Raw genomic sequence first — 23,981 nt, 5'->3', positions numbered from 1 at the left:
CGTCGAAGAAGGCCGTTTGTCGCTCATTTTCGCCAACCCTTGAACACAACGCCGCCGAGAACCACCATTTCAGCATCATATGTCTGGGAGAGGTGGTGCGCGTCATGGCTGCGAAAACCCTGCTGCCGTCCGCTGCTCCCGTGCGGTTCGTCGCCGAAGACGGGAGCCGGGCCGGCGAGCACGGCGGGTACGGCGAACCCACGGGTGAACGGCTCAAGGAGGCCTATCGGCTGATGGTCCTCGGCCGCCGGTTCGACGTGCAGGCGACCGCGCTCACCAAGCAGGGCCGCCTCGCCGTCTACCCCTCCAGCGCGGGCCAGGAGGCCTGCCAGGTCGCCGCGGCCCTCGCCGTGGAAGCCCAGGACTGGCTCTTCCCGACCTACCGCGACTCCGTCGCCCTCGTCGCCCGCGGCCTCGAACCCGGCGAAGTGCTGACGCTCCTTCGCGGCGACGCGCACTGCGGCTACAACCCGGTCGAGACGCGCGTGGCGCCGCAGTGCACTCCGCTCGCCACGCAGACTCTGCACGCCGTCGGGCTGGCGCACGCGATGCAGCGACGTGGCGAAGACGGCGTCGCGCTCGCCCTCATCGGGGACGGCGCCACCAGCGAAGGCGACTTCCACGAGGCGCTCAACTTCGCCGCCGTCTTCAAGGCGCCCGTCGTGTTCTTCGTGCAGAACAACCGCTTCGCCATCTCGGTGCCGTTCGAGAAGCAGAGCGCCGCCGCCGCGCTGGCGTACAAGGGCATCGGCTACGGCATGCGTTCGGAGCAGGTCGACGGCAACGACGCCGTCGCCGTCCTGGCCGTCCTCGACGACGCGGTGCGGCACGCGCGCGAAGGCAAGGGGCCGGTCCTCGTCGAGGCCCACACCTACCGCATCGACGCCCACACCAACGCCGACGACGCCACCCGCTACCGCGACGCCGAAGAAGTCGCGAAGTGGCGCGAGGCCGACCCGCTCAAGCGGCTCGAGACCTACCTGAAGAGCCGGAAAAGCCTGAGTGACAGCGAAATCGAGCGGTTCGCGGCCGACGCCGAGGTGTTCGCCCAGTCCGTCCGCGACACCTTGAACGCCGAGCCCGAGCTCGACCCGCTGTCCCTGTTCGACCACGTCTACGCCGTACCGACCCGCCAGCTGGAAGCCCAGCGCGCCACGCTCGAAGCCGAACTGGAGGCCTGATGACGACCACCATGGCGCAGGCCCTCAACGCGGCCCTGCGGGACGCCCTCAAGGACGACGACCGGGTCCTCGTGTTCGGCGAGGACGTCGGCACGCTCGGCGGCGTCTTCCGCGTCACCGACGGCATCACCGCCGACTTCGGCGAGGACCGCTGCTTCGACACCCCGCTGGCGGAATCCGGCATCGTCGGGTTCGCCGTCGGGATGGCGATGGGCGGGTTCCGGCCGGTCGTCGAGATGCAGTTCGACGCCTTCGCCTACCCGGCGTTCGAGCAGATCACCTCGCACGTGGCGAAGCTGCGCAACCGGACCCGCGGCGCGCTGGAAATGCCGATGGTCATCCGGGTGCCCTACGCCGGCGGCATCGGCGGCGTCGAGCACCACTGCGACTCCAGCGAGGCCTACTACACGCACACGCCGGGCCTGCGCGTCGTCACGCCGGGCACCGCGCAGGACGCCTACGACCTGCTCCGCGACGCCATCGAGTCGCCCGACCCGGTCATCTTCCTCGAACCGAAGTGCCGCTACTGGTCGAGTGAAGAAGTCAGTTTCACGCGCAGCGGCCCGGCCATGGACCAGGCCGTGGTCCGGCGGCACGGCAAGGACGTCACGCTCATCGCGTACGGCCCGATGGTCGCCACCGCCATGGAAACCGCCGAAGCGGCGAAGGCCGAGGGCTGGGACATCGAGGTCGTCGACCTGCGCTCGCTGGCGCCGTTCGACGACGAGACCGTGACGGCTTCCGTGCGCCGCACCGGGCGCGCGGTCGTCGTGCACGAGGCCGCCGGCTTCGGCGGGTACGGCGCCGAGGTCGTCGCGCGCGTCACCGAACAGTGCTTCCACCAGCTCCACGCACCCGTCCTGCGGGTCACCGGGCTCGACATCCCGTACCCGGCGCCGAAGCTCGAGCGCCACCAGCTGCCGGACGTCGACCGGATCCTCGACACGATCGCGCGCCTGCAGTGGGCCGACACGCCGGTGGTGGCCGGTGCCTGACTTCCTGCTGCCGGACCTCGGCGAAGGCCTGACCGAGGCGGCGATCGTGGACTGGCGGGTCAAGGTCGGCGACACCGTCGGCGTCGACCAGATCGTCGTCGAGGTCGAGACGGCGAAGGCGGCTGTCGAGGTGCCGGTGCCGTTCGCCGGCGTGGTGTCCGCGCTGCACGGCGAACCGGGCCAGCTGCTGCCGGTCGGCGCGCCGCTGCTGAGCGTCGGCGGGTTCGCCGAGCCGGGGGTGACGACTTCTTCCGGCAGCGGCAACGTCCTCATCGGCTACGGCACCGCGCAGACGACCCGGCGCAAGCGCGCGCGGCGGCCGGTGAGCGCCACCGCGCCCGCGCGGCCGAAGCCGACGCCCGGAGTGATCTCGCCGTTCGTCCGGAAGCTGGCCGCGGACAACGGGATCGACCTCGCGAAGCTCACCCCCGGCGGTCCGGACGGCATCATCCGCCGCGCCGACGTCGAGGCGGCGCTGAAGAAGCCCGTCGCGAAGGGCAAGCGCATCCCGCTGACCGGCGTGCGCAAGGCCGTCGCCGACAAGCTGGCGACGTCCCGGCGCGAGATCCCCGAGGCCACGGTCTGGGTGGACGTCGACGCGACCGGGCTGGTCGCCGCGCGGGCCGCGCTGAACGCCAAGACGGACCGGCCGGTCAGCCTGCTCGGGCTGATCGCGCGGTTCACCGTCGCGGGGCTGCGCAAGTTCCCGGAGCTGAACTCGCGCGTCGAGGGCGACGAGATCGTGGTGCTGGACGAAATCCACCTCGGGTTCGCCGCGCAGACCGACCGCGGGCTGGTCGTGCCGGTGGTGCGCGACGCCGGGGCGCTGTCCACGCGGGACCTGTCGGCGGCGATCGGCGACCGCGCCCGCACCGCGCGGGAGGGCAAGCTCGCGCCCGCCGACCTCACCGGTGGCACCTTCACGGTCAACAACTACGGCGTCTTCGGCGTCGACGGCTCGGCTGCGATCATCAACCACCCCGAGGCGGCCATCCTCGGCATCGGCCGGATCATCGACCGGCCGTGGGTCGTCGACGGCGCCCTGGTGGCGCGGAAGATCTGCGAGCTGACGCTGGCCTTCGACCACCGCGTCTGCGACGGCGGCACGGCGGGCGGGTTCCTGCGGTTCGTCGCCGACTGCGTGGAGTCGCCGGTCACCGCCCTCGGGGACCTTTGACGAGCTCTGACGAGCTCTGACGAGCTCTGACGACTCACCGGCCGCGTTGGCCGATGGTGACGGTGGTGGCACTTAAAGTGGTCGCGTGACGACACCGGCCCAGCACGACCGCGACCTGGCGGAGGGGCGCGTCGCCCGGCTCAAGCAGGACCTGCGGGACGGGCTCGCGACCCCGCCCGGAGACGTCGAGGCGATGGACGAGCTCGTGGCGACGGCCCACCGGCTGCTCGACGCCGAGCTGGCGTTCGACGAAGCCCGGCGGCGGCTCGCCGACGCCGAACTCGAGTCCCGGCACGCGGCGACGCAGCGCGCGGTCGTCTGGTTCGCGGCCGCGCCGGTGCTGGTGCCGCTGGCCGCCGCGGCGCTGGTGCTGTTCGAAGTGCTTTCGCCGGGGTGGCTGCTGGCCTTGGTGCCGCTGTTCGGGGCGGGGCTGTGGATCGGCTTCGCGCCGGTTCGCCGGGCGGGGGCGGTGATCCGCGAACGGACGCGGGCGGCGTGGGCGGGCAGCGTGACGGCGTTGGTGCTGGCCGGCGCCTTGCTCCCGTGGTCCGCGGCCGTCGTCCTCACGATCCTGACGGCGCTGGGCGTCGCGGGCACGATCGCGCTGCTGTGGCGGGAAAGCCGGACCCCATGAGCCACGGCTACGCGACCTACGGCGACGACCCGGAGTTCACGCAGGAGTACGACTACCCGGACGCCCCCGACCCGACCCGCCGCGACCTCGACGAGCTGTTCGCGGCGGTCGACGCGCTCCGCGAGGCCGATGACAGCTTGGGTCAGGACGTCGCCGACCTGACCGAGCGGCTCGAAACCGGCGGCGCGACCCGCCAGGAGGACCGCCTCGACCTGCTCGGCCGACGGCTGGACCGGCTGCAGCAGCAGGTCCAGGCCCTGGAGCGGGCGGTCCGCGTGTCCGACGGGGTCCCGCAGGTGAACCTCGACGACGTCGGCCCGGAGACCCGGGCGCTCGCGGCGGAGGCGGCGCGCTGGGACGACCTGCACAAGGAACTGGTCACGAAGGAGCAGCGCGCGCGGTACGAGGAGGAGATCGCGCACCTGGACTCGGTGCGGTCGGCGTTGTCCCGGTGCGACGGCGACCTGCTGGAGGTGGTGCGCGTCCTGGCGTCGACGGACCGGGCGTCCCGGGCCCGAGGGGACGCGGAGTCGTCGTTGCGGGCGTTGTCGACGCGACGCCGGACGTTGCTGGACGAGGAGATCCCGGCGGCCGTCTCGGCGGCGGACCAGGCTCGGCTGGCCCTGCGCGAGGCGGACGCGGTCGAGGCGCGGGTGGTCCCGCAGCTGGAGCGGGCCGAGCGCGCGTGGCACGACCTGCAGGTTCGCCTCCGGACCCGGATCACGGACGCGCTGGGCTCGAACGCGCTGCTGCCGACCTGGTTCGGCCACGCACTGGGGGTGGCGCCGCCGGCCGGCACGTCGGGTGACGCGTGGATCCGGACGGCCGCGTCGGTGCTGGCCTACCGGGTGACGTTCGGGGTGACGGACCCGACGCTGCCGCTGGGCCCGCCGTCCGGCGAGGGCGCGGACACGACGGAACGCCGCTGGACCTGGCGAGCCCGCCTCGAGTCGGACCTCGACGACCTCTCGCTGTAGCCCGTGATCCGCCGGGCATCACGCGTGATGCCCTTCCAATCACGCGAGATGACCTTCCAATCACGCGAGATGACCCTGCAATCACGCGAGATGACCCTGCAATCACGCGAGATGCCTCTGCAGACACGGGTGATGCCCCTTCACGCACCAGTGCGGAGGGCGGACTCCAGCCTGCGGTGAAGGTCGCCGAGGCGGGTTTTGCCCGGTTTGCCCGGTGGGAAGCGGTGCAGGAGGGTGCGGACTTCGGGTGGGGCCTGGGTGAGGGCCCACTCGATCTCCGTTTCCGCGGAGCCGCCGGCCAGTTCGCGGGCCAACGCTGCCTGCTGAGCCGGGCCGACGATGTGCTTCACCTGGTGCGGCGACTCCAACGGGTGCAGGTAGGCGGCTCCTGCCGCGCCGACCGCTGCGCGGGCGGCGGCGGAGGCGGCTGGGGCGGAAGTCTCGCCGGCCGCCGCCAGCGCTGCCCACGCCGCCGTGCGCAGGACCTTGGTGCGCGGGCCGCCCGAGGCGAACTCCCGCGCCGCGGTGATCGCCGCGGCCGGGCGGGGGTCGTCCGGGATCAGGGGCAACACCCGCTCGGCGCAGGCCGCGGCCCAGCCCGTCAACGCCCGCAGCTCGTCCAGAGTCAGCTCCATGCCCCTGAAGGTTATCCTTGAACCGCCGGTTGAAACTCCGGGCGGCGCAGGGCCTGGCGGCGCAGGCGGTTGAACAGCTTCGCGTTGTTCAGCGCGAAGACCCCGACCGTCACGCCGTCGCGGGAGAACGTCGCCACGAACGAAGCCGACGAAGGGTCGCCGTCCACGAACGAAAGCGTGTCGTCCGGGCGGGGGTGCCCGGCCAGCTGCAACCTCCCCGAATACTGGTCCGACCAGACGTATCCGCTGGGCGAGTACGTGCGGGTGGTGTGCCCGGCCAGGAGGTTGGCCACCGCCACCGGCGCCTGCTCCGACGCGTTCGTCCAGTGCTCGTGCCGCCGTCCGCCGTAGCGGGCCACGTCGCCGACCGCGACCACCTGAGGCAGCGAAGTCACCAGCCCCGCGTCCGTGTGGACGCCGTTGCCGACCTTCAAACCCGAGCCCGCCAGCCACTCGGTCGCCGGGGTCATCCCGACGCCCGTCACGACCACGTCGGCCGGGACAACCGAACCGGACGCCAGCGAGACGCCCTCCGGGGAAAGGCCCGTCACCTGGACGCCGCAGCGCAGGTCCGTGCCGTGGTCGAGGTGCAGCCGGGCGCAGACCGCGGCCAGCGAAGGGCCCAGCACCGGTTCCAGCGGCGCGGCCAAAGCCTCCAAAACGACCACGTCGAGGCCCAGCGAACGACAGGTCGAGGCCACCTCGGCCCCGATGAACCCGGCCCCGACGACGACCACGCGGGCCCCGGGGACCAACGCGGCGCGCAACGCGAGCGCGTCGTCGACTGTCCGCAACACGAAGGCGCCCTCGAAGCCCGGCAACGTGCGAGCCCGGCCGCCGGTGGCGATCACGACGCCGTCCGCGTGCACCGACGTGCCGTCCGACAGCAGCACGCGCCGGTCGGCCGGTTCCAGCGCCGTCGCCCGGACGCCGAGCCGGAAGTCCAGGGCCAGTGACGCCAGGTCGCCGGTGTCGAGCAGGTCCAGCGACTCCCGCGACGCCGTCCCGGCGAGAAAGCCCTTCGACAGCGGCGGCCGGTCGTAGGGCAGGTGGGCCTCGTCCCCGATCAGCACGATCCCGCCGTCGTACCCCTGCGCGCGCAGCTCCTGCGCCGCGCGGACCCCGGCGAGCGACGCGCCGACGACCGCGATGCGCCTCACGCGGCGTCCTCGTCGGCCACGCCCTGGACGTAGATGACCCCTTCGTCGACGACTACGGCGTACGTGGGTACCGGGTCCTTCGCCGGCAGGCAGGTCGGCATGCCCGTGCGCAGGTCGAACAGCGCCGCGTGCAGCGGACACTCGACGAAACAGCCTTCGAGCCAGCCGTCGGCCAGGGAGGCGTCCTGGTGGGTGCACGTGTCGCCGATGGCGTACAGCTCGCCCTGCTCGGTGTGGAACACCGCGATGGCGGGCGGTCCGGGGATCCGGACGGACTCACCGGGGGGCAGCTCGTCCACCGTGCACGCGCGAATCATGGGTCCTCCGAGACTGTTGCGCATAGGGGAACATCAACTGTGATCCGCAACAAAGTCTGAGTCCCGCGAAGAGCGTCGTCAAGGGGGTACGCCCCGGTAGTTTTCGTTACCTGGTAACGGGTACCCAGGCACGCCGAAGGCCCGGGCCGTCACTTTCACGTGAAAGTGACGGCCCGGGTACGGCTCGGTTACTTCGAGGCGGTTTCCCCGTGCCGGTAGAACGGCAGCTTGATCGGGGCCAGCGGGGTGTTGCCGAGGATCAGGTCGGCGGCCTTCTCGGCGGTCATCATCACCGGGGCGTAGATGTTGCCGTTGGTGATGTAGGGCATGACCGACGCGTCGACGACGCGCAGGCCCTCGGTGCCGTGCACCCGCATGCTCTGCGGGTCGACGACCGACTTCTCGTCCACGCCCATCTTGGTCGTGCACGACGGGTGCAGCGCGGTTTCCGCGTCCTTCGCCACCCAATCGAGAATTTCTTCGTCGGTTTCCACGGACGGCCCCGGCGAGATCTCCCCGCCGTTGTACGGCTCCAGCGCGGACTGGTTGAGGATCTTCCGCGCCACCCGTACCGCTTCGACCCATTCGCGGCGGTCGGTCTCGGTCGACAGGTAGTTGAACTTGATGGCCGGGTGCTGCCGCGGGTCGGTGGAGGTGATCTTCACCGAGCCGCGGGTGTCGGCGTACATCGGGCCGACGTGCACCTGGTAGCCGTGCCCTTCCGTGGGCGCCGAACCGTCGTAGCGGATCGCCACCGGCAGGAAGTGGAACATCAGGTTCGGGTACTTCACCTCGTCGTTGGACCGGACGAACCCGCCGCCCTCGAAGTGGTTCGTCGCGGCCGGCCCGGACCGCAGGAACAGCCACTGCGCGCCGATGTAGGGCCGCTTCCACTTGGCCAGCGACGGCTGCATCGACACCGGCTGCTTGCAGGCGTACTGGATGTACACCTCCAGGTGATCCTGGAGGTTCTCGCCGACGCCCGGCAGGTCCTTGACGACGTCGATGCCGAGCTTCTCCAGTTCCGCCGCGTTCCCGACGCCGGAGAGCTGCAGCAGCTGCGGGGTGTTGATCGCGCCGCCGCAGAGGATGATTTCCTTGCCGTAGACCTCGCCCGGCACACCGCGGCCCTGCGCATACTCGACGCCGATCGCGCGGGTGCCGTCGAAGAGGATGTGCGACACGAACGCGCTGGTCTTCACCGTGAGGTTGGGCCGGTCCAGCACCGGGTGCAGATAAGCCCCGGCCGCCGACAGCCGCCGTCCTTTCCGGACGTTCCGGTCGAACGCCGCGAAGCCCTCCTGCCGGTAGCCGTTGACGTCGTCGGTGCGCGGGTAGCCCGCTTCCTCGGCGGCGTCGAAGAACGCCTGGAACAACGGGTTGGAGGCCGGGCCCCGCTCCAGTTCGAGGGGCCCGTCGTGCCCGCGCCACTTGCCGTCCGGCGGGTCCGCCAGGCAGTTCTCCATCCGGTTGAAGTACGGCAGGCAGTGCGCGTAGTCCCAAGTGGACATGCCGGGATCGGCGCCCCAGCGTTCGTAGTCCATCGGGTTCCCGCGCTGGAAGATCATCCCGTTGATGCTGGACGACCCGCCGAGCACCTTGCCGCGCGCGTGGTAGACGCGACGGCGGTTCAGGTACGGCTCGGGCTCGCTGCGGTAGCCCCAGTCGTAGAACTTCGACCCGATCGGGAAGGTCAGCGCGGCCGGCATGTGGATGAAGACGTCCCACTTCCAGTCGGACCGGCCGGCTTCCAGGACGAGAACCTTGTTCGAGGGGTCGGCCGACAGCCGGTTCGCCAGCGCGCAGCCCGCCGAACCACCGCCGACGATGACGAAGTCGTAGGTTCCGGTACTCATGCGTCCTCCTCAGCCGGGCAGGGAATCCGGGGTCGCATCGGGCATGTGTTCGGGGCTGGTGTGGGCCGAGCCCCAGGTGCGTCGCCGGACGTACAGCATTATCGCGCCGATGATCACGATCAGCGCGGTGACGATCACCGCGCCCCACTGGAAGTACCAGTGGTCGGAGCCGTAGACCTCGGGCCGCGGCCAGATCAGGTTGACCGTCATGCCCGCGCCGTAGACCACCGCGACCAGGTTCACCAGCGTGCCCCAGCGGCCCAGCTTGAAGTACGGGCCGTGCTCCGGCCGCGGCCAGTGCCCGCGCAGGCGGCGCACCAGCATCGGGCCGGTGACCATCAGGTAGGGGATGTAGAACAGGATGATCGCGGTCGAGGTCAGGATGAAGAACGCCCGCTGGTTGCCGAGGTTGATCAGCAGGACGACGACGGTGAGCCCACCGGTGATCAGGGCGGGCAGGACCGGGGTCTTGGACCGCGGCGAAACCTTCGCCATCGCCTTGCTGAACGGCAGCCTGCCGTCGCGCGCCATCGCCCACGCCATCCGGATCGCCGCGGTCTGCACGGCGAGGCAGCACACGGTGATCGCGATCGCCGAGCAGATCAGGAACGCGTCACCGAGTCCCTCGCCGAGCGTGCTCTTCAGCAGGTAGGGCATGCCGGACGTGCTCAGCTCCTCGGCGTTGATGTTGCCGACGGCCATCATGCCGACCAGCATCACCAAGCCGCCGACGATGAACGACGCGGTGATCGCCCGCAGGATCGCGCGCGGTGCGTGCTTGCGCGGCTGGGTGGTTTCCTCGGCGAGCGAGCCCGCCGTGTCGAAGCCGTAGAAGACGTACGCGCTCATCAGCGACGCCACGAGGAACGCCCCGAGGTACCCGAGTGAGTGACCCTCGCCGGTGCCGTGTGTCTCGAAGACCACCTGCGGGCCGCGCTTGATGTGCACGGCCAGCGCGATGATCAGCAGGATGACCGCGGACAGTTCCACCGCGACGCCGAAGTTGTTGATCTTCGCCATCAGCTTGACGCCGATGATGTTCACGATCGTGGCGAACACGACCAGCACCAGGGCCAGGATGATCGCGTTCTGCGCGCCACCCGGCGTCGACGTCAGGCCGGCGTCGGCGTCGCTGCCGACGAGCTGGAACGCGGTCGAGACCTGCGGCAGGATGATCTGGTAGGCGACCGCGACGGCCGCCGCCGTCACGATCGCGCCGATGATCATGATCCAGCCGGCCAGCCACGACGTCGCGGGTTTCGCGATCTGCTTGGCCCACTGGTACACCGACCCGGCGAGCGGGAACTGCCCGGCGAGCTCGGAGAAGCACAGGGCGACGGCGAGCTGGCCGAGGAAGACCAGCGGCCACGTCCAGATGAACGCGGGGCCGCCCGAAGCGAAGCCGAAGAAGAAGAGCTGGAACACGCCGGTCAGGATGGAGATGTAGCTGAAGCCGGCGGCGAAGCTGGAGAACGATCCGAGCGAGCGCTCGAGTTCCTGGCGGTAGCCGAACTTCTCGAGTTCGGAGCTGTCGTCCGGAGCAGGCCCCCCGCCCGCCGGTTTTTCCTGCGTGGTCATGGCAGCGTCCTTACGTGGTGGGGGTGGGATCAGCCCTTGAACCAGTGCTGCGGAACGGGATCGATGTTCTGGTAGATGTGCTTGCTCTCCTGGTACTCGGCCAGTCCGGACGGCCCGAGTTCGCGGCCGATGCCCGATTTGCCGAAACCACCCCACTCCGCCTGGGGCAGGTAGGGGTGGTAGTCGTTGATCCACACGGTGCCGTGGCGCAGGGCCCCGGCGACGCGCTGGGCGCGGGACGCGTCCGACGTCCACACGGCTCCGGCGAGCCCGTACTCGGTGTCGTTGGCCAGCGCGATCGCGTCGGCCTCTTCGGTGAAGCGTTCCACGGTGACAACCGGGCCGAAGACCTCTTCCCGGACGATCGCCATGTCCCGGGTGCACCCGGAAAACACGGTCGGGCGCAGGAAGAAACCGCTTTCGTACTCCGGTCCTTCGGGCCGCTTGCCGCCCGCCCGGAGCGTTGCGCCGGCTTCGATGGCGCCTTGGATGTAGCCCTCGACCTTGGCGCGGTGCTGCGCCGAGACGAGCGGGCCCGTCTCGGTCGCGGGATCGAGGCCGTTGCCGACCCGGATCCGGTCGGCGCGCGCGGCGAGGTCCGCGACGAACCGGTCATGGATTCCATCTTGGACGATCAGCCGGGCGCCCGCTGAGCAGACCTGTCCGGAATGGACGAACGCCGCCATCAGGGCGTAGTCGAGCGCCGTTTCGTAGCCGGCGTCCGCGAAGACGACGTTCGGGTTCTTGCCGCCGAGCTCGAGGGCGACCCGGCGGACGCCCTTCGCGGCGGCCGTCATGATCTTCTCGCCGGTCGCGTAACCACCGGTGAAGGAGACCAGGTCGACGGCCGGGTGTTCGACCATCGCCGCGCCGGTGCGGCCGTCGCCGAGCAGCAGGTTGACGACGCCGGGCGGGGCACCGGCCTCTTCCAGCAGGGCGACGAGCTTGATCGTGGTCAGCGGGGTGACCTCGCTGGGCTTGAGCACCACGGTGTTGCCCGCGGCGAGGGCGGGCGCGACCTTCCAGGCCATCTGGAGCAGGGGGTAGTTCCACGGCGCGATGAGCGCGCAGACGCCGACCGGCTCGTGCACGATCCGGCTCACGACGGTCGCGCTGCCGGCGTCGACCAGGCGTCCGGCGTCCTTGCCCGCGAGGTCGGCGTAGTAGCGGAAGACGTTCGTCACGTCGTCGATGTCGATGCGGCCTTCACCGAGGGTCTTGCCGGTGTCGAGGCTCTCGGTGCGGGCCAGTTCCTCGCGGTCGCGGACCAGCAGGTCGGCCACCGTGCGGAGCAGGGCGCCACGTTCGGTGGCGGTCGCCTGGCGCCACGGACCTCCGTCGAAGGCCGTTCTCGCGGCTCTCACGGCGGCGTCGACCTCGGCTTTTCCCGCTTCGGCGACGGTCACGAGCACTTCGCCGGTGGCGGGGTTCAGCACGTCGGAGCGCGTCCCGGTGGCTGCGTCCAGCCAGATTCCGTCGATGTAGAGGTCCTTCATGCGGCCCTTCCCGGATCGGTAGTGGCTGCTTCGCGTCCAGAGTGCGTACATTTGTACGCGAAGTGTGTACAGATGTCCATAAGGGGGCTCGATGGTGAAGAGCGAACCCGGCGCAACGCGGCGCCGCGGTCCGAACGACCCCGAGCGGCGCGCGCGGATCGCCAAGGCGGCGATCGAAGTGGTCGCCCAGCGGGGGATCGACGGGGTCACGCACCGATCGGTGGCGGCCGCGGCCGGCGTCCCGCTCGGCTCGACGACCTACCACTTCGCGACGCTGGACGACCTCCTGGAGGTCGCCCTGCACGGGGCGGCCGAGAAGAACGTCCACGCGCTGAAGGAGTGGGAGTCCGGGCTCCCGCCGGACGCCGACTTCGCCGCCGCCCTCGCCGACCTGGTGATGGGTTACATCAACGAGCAGTACCGGGACACCGTCGTCGAGTACGACCTGTACGTCGCGGCGCTGCACCGCCCGGCGCTGCGCAAGGCGAGCGCGGCCTGGGACGACGCCCTGATCGCGTTCTTCGGCTCCCGCACCGACCCCCTCACCGGCCGTCTCCTGGCCGGCCTGTTCTGCGGCCTCCTGATGCAGGCGGCCCTGGCCGACCCCCGCCCCACCCGCAAGGAGATCGAAACCCTCTTCCGCCGAGCCATCGACGGCCCCGCCGTGTGACCGAACGGTCGACACGCGTGATTGAGGAGTCGACACGCGTGATTGAAGGGTCGACACGCGTGATTGAAGGGTCGACACGGCGGGTCGGGTGCCCGGGGCCGTGTCGACCTCCCAATCACGCGTGTCGACCCTTCAATCACGCGAGTTGACCCTTCAATCACGCCGTGTGGGTGAAACCTGTGGTGAGTACTGGGAAAACGTGGGTTGACAGGGGGTTGGGCGGGCGTCACTCTGGTGCGGAGTGAGCAACAAGACGCGTTCTGCGCAACTCCCGTACTGATCCGCGGAGAGGACCACGCCGGTGACCGCAATCGATCTCCCGCCGAGCCTGCTCGCCACCTTGCCGGGCAGCTCCTACACCGATCCGGCGATCTTCGCGCTGGAGCAGGCGAAGATCTTCGAGGCGGACTGGTTCTGCGCCGTGCGCAGCGCCGACCTCGCCGGGCCCGGGGCGTTCGAGACCGTGCAGATCGGCAAGGAGAGCGTGCTCGTCTCGCGGGGCCGGGACGGGAAGCTCACCGCGTTCCTCAACGTCTGCCGCCACCGCGGTGCCCGGTTGTGCACGTCGGAGAGCGGCACGGTCAAGCGTGCCTTCCAGTGCCCGTACCACGCCTGGACGTACGGCCTCGACGGCAAGCTGATCGCCGCGCCCAACCTCACCGGCATGCCGGACGTCGACCGCACCGCGTTCGGCCTCACGCGGCTGCACCTGCGCGAGTGGCTCGGCTACGCCTGGGTCTGCCTGGCCGACGAGCCGCCGTCGTTCGAGGAGACCGTGATCGGGGCCGTCACCGAACGCCTCGGCGGCCCGACCGAGATCGACGCCTACGGCATCGACGGCCTCGCGCTCGGCAAGCGCATCGAGTACGACGTGAAGGCCAACTGGAAACAGATCATCGAGAACTTCATGGAGTGCTACCACTGCGCGACGATCCACCCGGAGCTCACCGAGGTGCTCCCGGAGTTCGCCGACGGCTACGCCGCGCAGTACTACGTCGGCCACGGCGCCGAGTTCGGCGGCGAGATCAAGGGCTTCACCGTCGACGGCAGCGAAGGCGTCGACCGGCTCCCCGGCGTGTCCGAGGCCCAGGACCGCAAGTACTACGCGATCACGATCAAGCCCGGCGTCTTCGTCAACCTCGTCCCCGACCACGTCATCATCCACCGGATGTTCCCGCTGGCCCCGGATCGGACGCTGGTCCGCTGCGACTGGCTGTACCTGCCCGAGGTCGTCGAATCCGGCCGGGACCTGACGCGGTCGGTGGAGCTGTTCCACCGCGTCAACCTGCAGGACTTCGAGGCCTGCGAACGCTGCCAGCTCGCGATGGACTCGCGCTCCTACGCCAACGGCGGCGTGCTCGTGCCCAGCGAGCACCACATCGGCGCCTTCCACGACTGGGTCCGCGCCCGCCTGTCGTGAGTGGTAATTCGGGTTAGAACCCGAATTACCACTCACGACGGCTTGCGGCTAGATCAACGCCCGGATGGCGGCCTCGAAGCCGGTGACGTGCGCATGCGTCAACGCGGCCGCCTTCTCGGCGTCGCCCTCGATGATCGCGGTGAGGAGCGGGACGTGCTCGTCGACGTGGCCGGCCATCCCGGACAGCCGGGGCACGAACACGCACCAGATCCGGGTGGCCAGGTTGTCGTACCGGATCAGCGTGTCCTCAAGGAACGGGTTGTGCACGCACCGGTAGATCGCCCGGTGCAGGGCGAGGTCGGTGCGCAGCAGCTCGGCGTTGTCCCGCCCCGGGACGCCCGCGTCGAGCTGCGCGCGCAGCTCGGTCAGCGCCGACCGGTCGGCCTCGGTCGCGCGCCCGGCCGCGGCGGCCGTCGCCATCGGCTCCAGCGTGCGCCGGACCTCGGAGATGTGCGCGAGGTCGGAGATGTTGACGTCGGTGGCGAACGTCCCGCGCCGCGGGTAGGCGACGACCAGCCGTTCGGACTCCAGCCGCTTCAGCGCTTCGCGGATCGGCGTCCGGCCCATGCCGAGCGTGCTGCCGAGCTCCTCCTCGTTGAGGGGGGAGCCCGGCGGGATGTCCAGCATGACCAGGCGGTCGCGGATGAAGAGGTACGCCTGTTCCGCCAGCGAGGGGGGATTGACCTGGGGATGCACGCCGCTTAGCCTACATCGACGATTGATATATCAGAAGTCGACCACGGAAGGTTTCGCGATGACCGCGACGATCGATCCAGTGCTCAACCGCTCCCTGGCCGACTACGACCCGGTGGTCGCGGCGGCGATCGGCGCGGAACTGCGCCGCCAGCAGACGACGCTGGAGATGATCGCCTCCGAGAACTTCGCGCCGCTCTCCGTCCTGCAGGCCCAGGGCTCGGTGCTGACCAACAAGTACGCCGAGGGCTACCCCGGCCGGCGCTACTACGGCGGCTGCGAGCACGTCGACGTCCTCGAACAGCTGGCCATCGACCGGGTCAAGGCCCTCTTCGGCGCGGGGTTCGCCAACGTCCAGCCGCATTCGGGCGCCCAGGCGAACGCCGCCGCCATGGCCGCGCTGCTCAAGCCCGGTGACAAGCTCCTCGGCCTGTCGCTGGCCCACGGCGGCCACCTGACGCACGGCATGCGGATCAACTTCTCCGGCCTGCTCTACGACGTCGCCGCGTACGAAGTGTCCGAAAAGGACTATCGGGTCGACATGGCCGAGGTCGAACGGCTCGCGAAGGAGCACCGGCCGAAGGTGATCATCGCCGGTTGGTCGGCCTACCCGCGGCAGCTCGACTTCGCCCGCTTCCGCGAGATCGCCGACGAGGTCGGCGCGTACCTGATGGTCGACATGGCCCACTTTGCCGGCCTGGTCGCCGCGGGGCTGCACCCGTCGCCGGTGCCGCACGCGCACGTCACGACGACGACCACGCACAAGACCCTCGGCGGCCCGCGCGGCGGCGTGATCCTCACCGACGACGCAGGCCTGGCCAAGAAGGTCAACTCCGCCGTCTTCCCCGGTCAGCAGGGCGGACCGCTCGAACACGTCATCGCGGCCAAGGCCGTGGCGTTCAAGATGGCGGCCGAACCCGAGTTCGCCGAACGCCAGCAGCGCACGCTCAGCGGCGCGAAGATCCTGGCCGAGCGGCTGCTGGACGGCGGGGTCGACGTCCTGACTGGCGGCACCGACGTCCACCTCGTGCTCGCCGACCTGCGGAACTCCGAACTCGACGGCAAGCAGGCCGAGGACCGGCTCCACGAGGTCGGCATCACGGTGAACCGCAACGCCGTCCCGTTCGACCCGCGGCCGCCGATGGTGACGTCCGGCCTGCGGATCGGCACGCCGGCGCTGGCCACCCGCGGGTTCGGGGACGCCGAGTTCCGCGAAGCCGCCGACGTCATCGCCGAGGCGCTCCGGCCCGGCTACGACGTCGAGAAGCTGCGGGCCCGCGTCACCGCGCTCGCCGAAGCGTTCCCGCTGTACCCCTCGGAGGAAACCCGATGACCGACCTGCCGGAGCACCCGGACTTCCTCTGGGACAACCCCGAGCCGAAGAAGGCCTACGACGTGGTCGTGGTCGGTGGCGGCGGGCACGGCCTGGCCACCGCCTACTACCTGGCCAAACAGGGCATCACGAACGTTGCCGTGCTGGAGAAGGGCTGGCTCGCCGGCGGCAACATGGCCCGCAACACCACGATCATCCGCTCCAACTACCTCTGGGACGAGAGCTCCGGCATCTACGAGCACTCGCTCAAGCTGTGGGAAGGCCTCGAAGAGGACCTCGGCTACCCGATCCTGTTCAGCCAGCGCGGGGTGCTGAACCTGGCGCACAGCCTGCAGGACGTCCGGGACAGCGTCCGCCGCGTCGAGGCCAACAAGCTCAACGGCATCGACGCCGAGTGGGTGGACGCCGACGGCGTCAAGGAGATCTGCCCGATCGTCAACACCTCCCCGGACGTCCGCTACCCGGTGCTCGGCGCGACCTTCCAGCCGCGCGCGGGCATCGCGAAGCACGACTACGTGGCCTGGGGCTTCGCCCGCGCGGCGCACGCGATGGGCGTCGACCTGATCCAGAACTGCGAGGTCACCGGAATATCCACAGTGGACGGCCGGGTCACCGGCGTCGAGACGTCCCGAGGGCGGATCGCGGCGGGCAAGGTGGCGCTGTGCGCGGCCGGGCACACGTCGGTGCTGGCCCGCATGGTCGGGCTCGACCTGCCGCTGACGTCGCACCCGCTGCAGGCGCTGGTGTCCGAGCTGCTCGAACCGATCCACCCGACGGTCGTCATGTCGAACGCCGTGCACGTCTACGTTTCCCAGGCGCACAAAGGCGAACTCGTGATGGGTGCGGGGATCGACAGCTACAACGGGTACGGCCAGCGCGGCTCGTTCCACATCATCGAGCAGCAGATGGCCGCCGCGCTGGAGTTGTTCCCGGTGTTCGCGCGGGCACACCTGCTGCGGACGTGGGCGGGGATCGTCGACACCAGCCCGGACGCCTCGCCGATCATCGGCCTGACACCGGTGGAGAACCTGTTCCTCAACTGCGGCTGGGGGACCGGCGGCTTCAAGGCCACCCCCGGCGTCGGCGACGTCTTCGCGGCGACGATCGCGCGCGGCAAGCCGCACGAGTACGCCGAGCCCTTCGCCCTCGACCGGTTCACCACCGGTGCCCTCGTCGACGAGCACGGCGCTGCCGCCGTGGCCCACTGAGTCATTCAAAAGCAGGAGTTGCCGTGCAACTGATCCCTTGCCCGTGGTGCGGGCCACGCGAGGAAGCCGAGTTCCACTACGGCGGCCAAGCGCACGTCGCCTACCCCGAAGACCCGGCCGCACTGTCCGATGAGGAATGGGCGAAGTTCGTCTTCTTCCGCGAGAACCCGAGCGGCCCGTTCGCCGAGCGGTGGAGCCACTCCGCGGGTTGCCGACGCTGGTTCAACGCCGTACGCGACACCCGCACCCACGACCTCCTGGCGGTCTACCGCCTCGACGAACCCCGGCCGGTGATCTCATGACCCGATTGTCCGGTGTCCCGCTCAAGTTCACCTTCGACGGCCGCGAGCTGACCGGTTTCCTCGGCGACACCCTGGCTTCGGCGTTGCTCGCCAACGGCATCCACCAGGTCGCGACCAGCATCAAGTACGGCCGGCCGCGCGGGATCGTCGCGGCGGGTGTCGAGGACTCGAACGCCCTGGTGCAGATCGAAAAGCCGTTCCCCGAGCCGATGCTGAGCGCGACGACCGTCGAGCTGTACGAGGGCTTGGAGGCCCGCGGCCTGCGCGGTCAGGGCCGCCTGGCCGCCGAGCCCGACCCGGCGCGGTACGACGCCAAGCACGCCCACTGCGATGTCCTGGTCATCGGGGCCGGACCCGCCGGACGCGCCGCCGCTGCCTCGGCCGAAGGGCGAGTGCTCCTGGTCGACGATCAACCCGACGGTGAGGCGCCCGAAGGAGTCCGGTTCCTTTCGCGGACCACGGCGTTCGGTGTCTACGACGACGGGTTCGTGCTCGCGCTGGAACGCCGGGGCGAACCCGCGGCCCCTGAGCGGATCTCGCGGCAGCGGGTCTGGCGGATCCGGGCGAAGCGGATCGTCATCGCCACCGGTGCCCACGAGCGGCCGATCGTCTTCCCGGACAACGACCGCCCCGGCATCATGCTCGCCGGTGCCGCCCGCACGTACCTGAACCGCTACGGCGTCCTGGCCGGGCGGCGCGTGGTCGTGTTCACCACGAACGACTCCGCGCTCGACGCCGCCTCCGAACTGGCCGAGGCCGGGGCCGAGATCGTGCGGATCGTCGACGCCCGCGAGGGCTACGGCGTCATCGGCACCGACGGCGACTCCCACATCACGGCCGCGCACGTGGCGAAACTGGGCGAAATGCAGGGGGAGCGCGTCGAGTGCGACCTGCTGCTCGTGTCCGGCGGCTGGAACCCGGTCGTGCACCTCTACAGCCAGGCACGCGGCACTCTCCGGTACGACGCCGGGCTGGGTGCGTACGTCCCGGACGGCGACCTGCCGAACGTGCGCGTCGTCGGCGCGGCCGCGGGTGAAGGGCTGCCGGAGACCAAGCTGCTCTGGCAGGTCCCCGCTCCGGAGTCCGAAGTGGACACCCGGTTCGTGGACCAGCAGCGCGACGCGACCGTGTCGGACGTCCTGCGCGCCACCGGCGCCGGGCTGCGCTCGCTGGAGCACGTCAAGCGCTACACGACCATCGGCACCGCGCACGACCAGGGCAGGACGTCCGGCATGCTCGCCGCCGGCATCACCGCCGAAGCCCTCGGCGTCGACCTCGCGACCCGGCGTCCGACGACGTTCCGGCCGCCGTACACGCCGGTGTCGTTCGCCGCGCTGGCCGGGCGTAACCGCGGTGAGCTGCACGATCCCGTGCGCGTCACGACGATCCACCCGTGGCACGTCGGGCACGGCGCCGAGTTCGAGAACGTCGGCCAGTGGAAGCGGCCGTGGTACTACCCGCGGCCGGGCGAGTCGATGGCCGACGCCGTCCGGCGCGAATGCCGCGCGGCCCGCAACGACGTCGCCGTGATGGACGGGTCGACGCTGGGCAAGATCGACGTCCAGGGCCCGGACGCCGGCTGGTTCCTCGACATGCTCTACACGAACATGATGAGCAACCTGCGTGTCGGCCGGATCCGCTACGGCGTGATGTGCGGCGTCGACGGCATGGTGATCGACGACGGCACGGTGATCCGCGTCGGCGAGGAGCGGTTCCTGGTCACCACGACCACCGGCAACGCGGCGAAGATCCTCGAGTGGATGGAGGAGTGGCTCCAGACGGAATGGCCGCACCTGCGGGTCTTCGCGACGTCGGTGACCGAGCACTGGGCCACGATCCCGCTGGTCGGCCCGCGATCGCGGGAGGTCCTCAGCCGCCTGGCGCCGGGCCTGGACGTCTCGAACGACGCCTTCGGGTTCATGACCTGGCAGGACGCCGAGGTCGCCGGACTCCAGGCGCGCGTCTGCCGGATCAGCTTCTCCGGCGAGCTGGCCTATGAGATCAATGTTCCTTCGTGGCACGGGCCCGCGCTCTGGCAGTCCATAGTGGACCAGGGCGCCACGCCGTACGGCACCGAGACCATGCACGTCCTGCGCGCCGAGAAGGGCTACCCGATCATCGGCCAGGACACCGACGGCACGGTCACCCCGCAGGACCTCGGCATGTCCTGGGCGGTGTCGAAGAAGAAGGCCGATTTCATCGGCAAACGCAGCTTCGCCCGCGCCGAGAACACCCGGCCGGACCGCAAGCACCTGGTTGGTTTGCTCCCGGTCGATCCTTCGGTGCTGCTGCCCGAAGGGTCGCAGATCATCGAGTCGGAGGTCGTGCCGGAACCGCCGGTGCGGATGCTCGGCCACGTCACCTCCGGCTACGACAGCGCCGCCCTCGGCCGCACCTTTGCGCTGGCCCTCGTGCGGTCCGGGCGCGAGCGGATCGGCGAAACGCTGTACGTGCCGGTCGGCGACCAGGTCGTACCGGTGACCGTGACCGAATCCGTCCTCTTCGACAAGGAAGGAGCCCGCCGTGACGGTTGACGCGGTCGACGAACCGTTCCGCACCCAGCTCACCGTCCGCCTCCGGGAGGGCGACACGCTCCTCGGCGTCGCTTTGCCCGGCCCATGCACCTTCACCAGCGGCAACGACGTCGACATCCTCTGGATGGGCCCCGACGAGTACCTCGTGCTCGCCGAACCCGGCCGCCAGGCCGAGCTGGAAGGGGCACTTTCACGTGAAAGTGCCCCTGTTGTGGTGGACGTGTCGGCGCAGCGCAATGTCGTGCGGCTGACCGGGGCGCATGCGGCCGACGTGTTGGCGCACGGGTGCTCGATCGACCTGGAGGTGTTACCGCCGGGTAGCTGCGTCCAGACGCTCCTCGCGCGGACCGGGATCGTCCTCATGGTCCGGGAAGACGGCTACACGATCCTCGTCCGCCAGTCCTTTTCGGACTACTTCACGGCCTGGCTGGCCGACGCGAGCTTGGAGTACGTCTCGTGACCTTCACCCTGACGCTCAAGTGCCCGGAACGCTCGGGCATCGTGCACGCCGTCACGACGTTCCTGGTCGGGCAGGGCTGCGACATCGTCGAGCACCAGCAGTTCGACGACGACGTCCGCGGCTCGCTCTTCCTGCGCACGTCGTTCACCTGCACCGAACCGACCACAGTGGACGATCTGACCCGCGCGTTCGCCCCGGTTGCCGGCGACTTCGGCATGGAGTTCGGTTTCTCCGACGGGACGCCGCCGCGGATCCTGGTCATGGTCTCGAAGTTCGGGCACTGCCTCAACGACCTGCTGTTCCGCTGGCGTGCGGGCGGCCTCGGCGCCGAAATCGCGGTGGTCGTCTCGAACCACGAGGACCTGCGGGCGATGGCCGAGGCCGCCGGTGTGCCGTTCGTGCACGTCCCGGTCACGCTGGAGACCAAGCCGGAGGCCGAGCAGCGGCTGCTCGACCTGGTCGGCGAGTACGAAGCGGACCTGATCGTGCTCGCCCGGTACATGCAGGTGCTGTCCAACGAGCTGTGCCAGAAGCTCGAAGGCCGTGCGATCAACATCCACCACTCGTTCCTGCCCGGCTTCAAGGGCGCCAAGCCCTACCACCAGGCCTACGACCGCGGCGTCAAGTACGTCGGCGCGACCGCGCACTACGTCACGCCCGACCTCGACGAGGGCCCGATCATCGAGCAGGAGGTCCAGCGCGTCGACCACACGTACTCGCCGCGCGAGCTCGTGACCGTCGGCCGCGACGCCGAGGCCCTCGCCCTTTCCCGCGCGGTGCGCTGGCACTGCGAACGCCGCGTCCTGCTCAACGGCAACAGCACTGTTGTGTTCCGGTAGAAGGAGTTCCGCCATGAGTGCACCGAAGGTCGTGATCATCGGCGCCGGCATCGTCGGCGCGAACCTCGCCGACGAGCTGACCGCCCGCGGCTGGGCCGACGTCACCGTGCTCGACCGGGGCCCGCTGCCGCGCACCGGCGGGTCGACGTCCCACGCGCCCGGGCTCGTCTTCCAGACCAACGCCTCCAAAGCGATGACGGACTTCGCGCGCTACACCGTCGAGAAGTTCGTGGAGCTGGACTGCTTCCTCCAGGTCGGCGGCATGGAGGTGGCGACCACCCCGGCCCGCTGGGAGGACCTCAGGCGCAAGCACGGCTGGGCGACGTCGTGGGGCGTGCCCGGACAGCTGATCGACGCCGCCGAATGCGTCGAGCGGTGGCCGCTCCTGGACGGTTCGCGGATCTTCGGCGCCCTGCACGTGCCGACCGATGGTCTGGCGCGGGCCGCCAAGGCCGTCGAGGTGCTGGCCGAGCGGGCGGGATCGCGCGGCGCCCGGTTCATCGGGTCCACGAAGGTGACCGACGTTCTGCAGGAAGGCGGCCGCGTCACCGGTGTCCGGACCGGCCAGGGCGACTTCCCGGCCGACGTCGTCGTCTCGTGCGCCGGGTTCTGGGGCCGCGAGATCGGCGCGATGGTGGGCATGGACGTCCCGCTGTTGCCGCTGGCCCACCAGTACGTCAAGACCGGGCAGGTCGCCGAGCTCGTCGGCCGCAACACCGAAGACGTCGAGGCGAGCCTGCCGATCCTGCGCCACCAGGACCAGGACCTGTACTTCCGCGAGCACGTCGACCGGCTCGGCATCGGTTCCTACGCCCACCGGCCGATGCCGGTCGACGAGTCCGGTTTGGATCCGTCGGTGACCGAGACGGCCATGCCGTCGATGCTGCCGTTCACCGAAGACGACTTCGCGCCGTCGTGGGAAGAGAGCAAGCTGCTGCTGCCCGCACTGCGGCAGACCAAGGTCGAGGAGGGCTTCAACGGCATCTTCTCCTTCACCCCGGACGGCCAGTCGCTGGTCGGCGAGTCCGCCGACGTCCGCGGGTTCTGGCTGGCCGAAGCGATCTGGGTGACGCACTCGGCGGGCATCGCGAAGGCGGTCGCCCAGCTGCTCGTCGACGGCCATTCCGAAGTGGACGTGCACGACATCGACGTCCACCGCTTCGAGCAGGTCCAGCTCGCGCCCTCGTACGTGAGCGAAACGGCGCAGCAGAACTTCGTCGAGGTCTACGACATCCTGCACCCGCTGCAGCCCAAGCTTTCGCCGCGTGACCTGCGGGTGACGCCGTTCCACGTGCGGCAGCGCGAGCTGGGCGCGGTGTTCCTGGAGGCGGGCGGCTGGGAGCGGCCGCACTGGTTCGAGGCCAACGCGCCGCTGCTGAAGAAGCTGCCCCACGACGCGCTCCCGCCGGCGCGGGACGGGTGGTCGGCGCAGTTCCACTCGCCGATCGCCGCGGCCGAGGCGTGGCACACGCGCAACGGCGTCGCGCTGTACGACATGACGCCGCTGAAGCGGGTCGAGATCAGCGGGCCGGGGTCACTGGAGTTCCTGCAGTCGCTGACGACCAACCAGCTGGACAAGTCGGTGGGTTCGGTGACGTACACGCTGATGCTCGACGCCGCGGGCGGTGTGCGGAGTGACGTCACGGTCGCGCGGCTCGAGCCCGAGGTCTTCCAGGTCGGCATCAACGGCACCATCGACGTCGACCACTTCGTCAAGCACGCGCCTGCGGGGGTGCAGGTCCGGGACACCACCGGCGGGACGTGCTGCATCGGCGTCTGGGGCCCGCTGGCGCGGGACCTGGTGCAGCCGCTGTCGCGCGAGGACTTTTCGCACCAGGGGCTCAAGTACTTCCGGGCGCGGAAGGCGCGGATCGCCGGGGTGCCGGTGGTCGCGATGCGACTGTCCTATGTGGGCGAACTCGGCTGGGAGATCTACACGAGCGCGGACAACGGCCTGCGGCTGTGGGACGCGCTGTGGGCGGCCGGGCAGTCACTGGGCGTCGTCGCGGCCGGGCGAGCGGCGTTCAACAGCCTGCGGCTGGAGAAGGGCTACCGGCTGTGGGGCACGGACATGACGACCGAGCACGACCCGTACGAGGCCGGGCTGGCCTTCGCCGTGCGGCCGGCGAAGGGTCCGTTCCTCGGGCGGGACGCCATCGAGGGGCGAAGCGAGGAAACGGCGTCGCGGCGGCTGCGGTGCCTGACGATCGACGACGGCCGCACGGTCGTGCTGGGCAAGGAACCGGTGTTCGTCGACGGCGTGGCTTCGGGGTACGTCACGAGTGCCGCGTACGGGTACACCGTCGGGCGGCCGATCGCCTACGCGTGGCTCCCGGCGTCGGCGGAGATCGGCAGCGGGGTGGAGATCGAGTACTTCGGCCGCCGGGTCGCGGCCACCGTGGCCGCCGAGCCACTGGTCGACCCCGGCATGGAACGAATTCGGCGGTAGTTACCAATCCGGCCAAGACGGCCACGATCCGGGAGGCGGCGGTCCCGGCGTAACCCCGGTCACGCCG

Annotated in this window: 21 protein-coding genes; 14 read left to right on the top strand and 7 right to left on the bottom strand. The window is 70.3% G+C overall.

Features of this window, described 5'->3' with window-relative positions; all coding sequences use genetic code 11:
- Positions 1 to 104: 104 nt before the first annotated feature.
- The 5 genes from pdhA (at position 105) to ACLJQF_RS01590 (ending at position 4,964) form a co-directional block, all read left to right on the top strand.
- On the top strand, positions 105 to 1,181 hold the full coding sequence (pdhA, locus tag ACLJQF_RS01610) for a pyruvate dehydrogenase (acetyl-transferring) E1 component subunit alpha (protein ID WP_410606380.1): 1,077 nt from the start codon (positions 105 to 107) through the stop codon (positions 1,179 to 1,181).
- Complete coding sequence (locus ACLJQF_RS01605) at positions 1,181 to 2,176, top strand: alpha-ketoacid dehydrogenase subunit beta (RefSeq protein WP_410606379.1); 996 nt, start codon at positions 1,181 to 1,183, stop codon at positions 2,174 to 2,176. Before pdhA ends, ACLJQF_RS01605 begins: the two co-directional genes overlap by 1 nt.
- The gene (locus tag ACLJQF_RS01600) at positions 2,169 to 3,353 is read left to right on the top strand and encodes a dihydrolipoamide acetyltransferase family protein (RefSeq protein WP_410606378.1); all 1,185 of its coding nucleotides are present in this window, start codon (positions 2,169 to 2,171) and stop codon (positions 3,351 to 3,353) included. Before ACLJQF_RS01605 ends, ACLJQF_RS01600 begins: the two co-directional genes overlap by 8 nt.
- A gap of 85 nt (positions 3,354 to 3,438) precedes the next feature.
- Positions 3,439 to 3,987: a hypothetical protein gene (locus tag ACLJQF_RS01595; protein WP_410606377.1), complete on the top strand. Its 549-nt coding sequence runs from the start codon at positions 3,439 to 3,441 to the stop codon at positions 3,985 to 3,987.
- On the top strand, positions 3,984 to 4,964 hold the full coding sequence (locus ACLJQF_RS01590; RefSeq protein ID WP_410606376.1) for a hypothetical protein: 981 nt from the start codon (positions 3,984 to 3,986) through the stop codon (positions 4,962 to 4,964). The genes ACLJQF_RS01595 and ACLJQF_RS01590 overlap by 4 nt, the downstream gene beginning before the upstream one ends.
- Before the next feature lie 140 nt (positions 4,965 to 5,104).
- On the opposite strand, the gene ACLJQF_RS01585 is transcribed toward ACLJQF_RS01590, so the two are convergent.
- The 6 genes from ACLJQF_RS01585 to ACLJQF_RS01560 all read right to left on the bottom strand — a co-directional run bounded on the left by ACLJQF_RS01585 (position 5,105) and on the right by ACLJQF_RS01560 (position 12,006).
- Positions 5,105 to 5,599, bottom strand: coding sequence for a putative immunity protein (locus ACLJQF_RS01585; RefSeq protein ID WP_410606375.1), 495 nt, complete (start codon positions 5,597 to 5,599; stop codon positions 5,105 to 5,107).
- Between the two features lie 11 nt (positions 5,600 to 5,610).
- Positions 5,611 to 6,759, bottom strand: coding sequence for an NAD(P)/FAD-dependent oxidoreductase (locus ACLJQF_RS01580; RefSeq protein WP_410606374.1), 1,149 nt, complete (start codon positions 6,757 to 6,759; stop codon positions 5,611 to 5,613).
- Entirely contained in the window at positions 6,756 to 7,076 is a 321-nt protein-coding gene (locus ACLJQF_RS01575; protein ID WP_410606373.1) for a bifunctional 3-phenylpropionate/cinnamic acid dioxygenase ferredoxin subunit, read from the bottom strand. Before ACLJQF_RS01575 ends, ACLJQF_RS01580 begins: the two co-directional genes overlap by 4 nt.
- Before the next feature lie 188 nt (positions 7,077 to 7,264).
- On the bottom strand, positions 7,265 to 8,932 hold the full coding sequence (gene betA / locus ACLJQF_RS01570; protein ID WP_410606372.1) for a choline dehydrogenase: 1,668 nt from the start codon (positions 8,930 to 8,932) through the stop codon (positions 7,265 to 7,267).
- Positions 8,933 to 8,941: 9 nt separating this feature from the next.
- The gene (locus ACLJQF_RS01565; protein WP_410606371.1) at positions 8,942 to 10,510 is read right to left on the bottom strand and encodes an amino acid permease; all 1,569 of its coding nucleotides are present in this window, start codon (positions 10,508 to 10,510) and stop codon (positions 8,942 to 8,944) included.
- 29 nt (positions 10,511 to 10,539) lie between these two features.
- Positions 10,540 to 12,006, bottom strand: coding sequence for an aldehyde dehydrogenase family protein (locus tag ACLJQF_RS01560; protein ID WP_410606370.1), 1,467 nt, complete (start codon positions 12,004 to 12,006; stop codon positions 10,540 to 10,542).
- 91 nt (positions 12,007 to 12,097) lie between these two features.
- Between ACLJQF_RS01560 and ACLJQF_RS01555 the strand changes: the two genes are divergently transcribed.
- Positions 12,098 to 12,676 (top strand): TetR/AcrR family transcriptional regulator, encoded by a 579-nt coding sequence (locus tag ACLJQF_RS01555; RefSeq protein WP_410606369.1) that lies wholly within the window; start codon positions 12,098 to 12,100, stop codon positions 12,674 to 12,676.
- A 301-nt stretch (positions 12,677 to 12,977) separates the two neighbouring features.
- Positions 12,978 to 14,096, top strand: a complete 1,119-nt coding sequence (locus tag ACLJQF_RS01550) for an aromatic ring-hydroxylating oxygenase subunit alpha (RefSeq protein WP_410606368.1) — start codon at positions 12,978 to 12,980, stop codon at positions 14,094 to 14,096.
- Positions 14,097 to 14,144: 48 nt separating this feature from the next.
- On the opposite strand, the gene ACLJQF_RS01545 is transcribed toward ACLJQF_RS01550, so the two are convergent.
- Entirely contained in the window at positions 14,145 to 14,792 is a 648-nt protein-coding gene (locus tag ACLJQF_RS01545) for a GntR family transcriptional regulator (protein WP_410606367.1), read from the bottom strand.
- A gap of 58 nt (positions 14,793 to 14,850) precedes the next feature.
- On the opposite strand from ACLJQF_RS01545, the gene glyA reads away from it, so the two are divergent.
- From glyA to ACLJQF_RS01510, 7 genes are read left to right on the top strand one after another with little or no spacing between them, the layout of a single operon-like run.
- Entirely contained in the window at positions 14,851 to 16,122 is a 1,272-nt protein-coding gene (gene glyA / locus ACLJQF_RS01540; protein ID WP_410606366.1) for a serine hydroxymethyltransferase, read from the top strand.
- On the top strand, positions 16,119 to 17,330 hold the full coding sequence (locus ACLJQF_RS01535; RefSeq protein WP_410606365.1) for a sarcosine oxidase subunit beta family protein: 1,212 nt from the start codon (positions 16,119 to 16,121) through the stop codon (positions 17,328 to 17,330). Before glyA ends, ACLJQF_RS01535 begins: the two co-directional genes overlap by 4 nt.
- A 23-nt stretch (positions 17,331 to 17,353) precedes the next feature.
- Entirely contained in the window at positions 17,354 to 17,632 is a 279-nt protein-coding gene (locus ACLJQF_RS01530; protein WP_410606364.1) for a sarcosine oxidase subunit delta, read from the top strand.
- Positions 17,629 to 20,166 (top strand): 2Fe-2S iron-sulfur cluster-binding protein, encoded by a 2,538-nt coding sequence (locus tag ACLJQF_RS01525; protein WP_410606363.1) that lies wholly within the window; start codon positions 17,629 to 17,631, stop codon positions 20,164 to 20,166. Before ACLJQF_RS01530 ends, ACLJQF_RS01525 begins: the two co-directional genes overlap by 4 nt.
- A complete protein-coding gene (locus ACLJQF_RS01520) occupies positions 20,156 to 20,626 on the top strand; it encodes a sarcosine oxidase subunit gamma (RefSeq protein ID WP_410606362.1) in 471 nt (156 codons plus the stop codon). Before ACLJQF_RS01525 ends, ACLJQF_RS01520 begins: the two co-directional genes overlap by 11 nt.
- Positions 20,623 to 21,465 (top strand): formyltetrahydrofolate deformylase, encoded by an 843-nt coding sequence (gene purU / locus ACLJQF_RS01515; RefSeq protein WP_410606361.1) that lies wholly within the window; start codon positions 20,623 to 20,625, stop codon positions 21,463 to 21,465. The genes ACLJQF_RS01520 and purU overlap by 4 nt, the downstream gene beginning before the upstream one ends.
- A 13-nt stretch (positions 21,466 to 21,478) precedes the next feature.
- Positions 21,479 to 23,914: a GcvT family protein gene (locus ACLJQF_RS01510; protein ID WP_410606360.1), complete on the top strand. Its 2,436-nt coding sequence runs from the start codon at positions 21,479 to 21,481 to the stop codon at positions 23,912 to 23,914.
- Positions 23,915 to 23,981: the final 67 nt, after the last annotated feature.

The sequence above is a fragment of the Amycolatopsis sp. lyj-109 genome (genome assembly GCF_046548995.1).
Taxonomy (GTDB): domain Bacteria; phylum Actinomycetota; class Actinomycetes; order Mycobacteriales; family Pseudonocardiaceae; genus Amycolatopsis.
The sequence above is the reverse complement of the archived record's forward strand: the minus strand, read 5'-3'. Positions and strand labels throughout refer to the sequence as shown.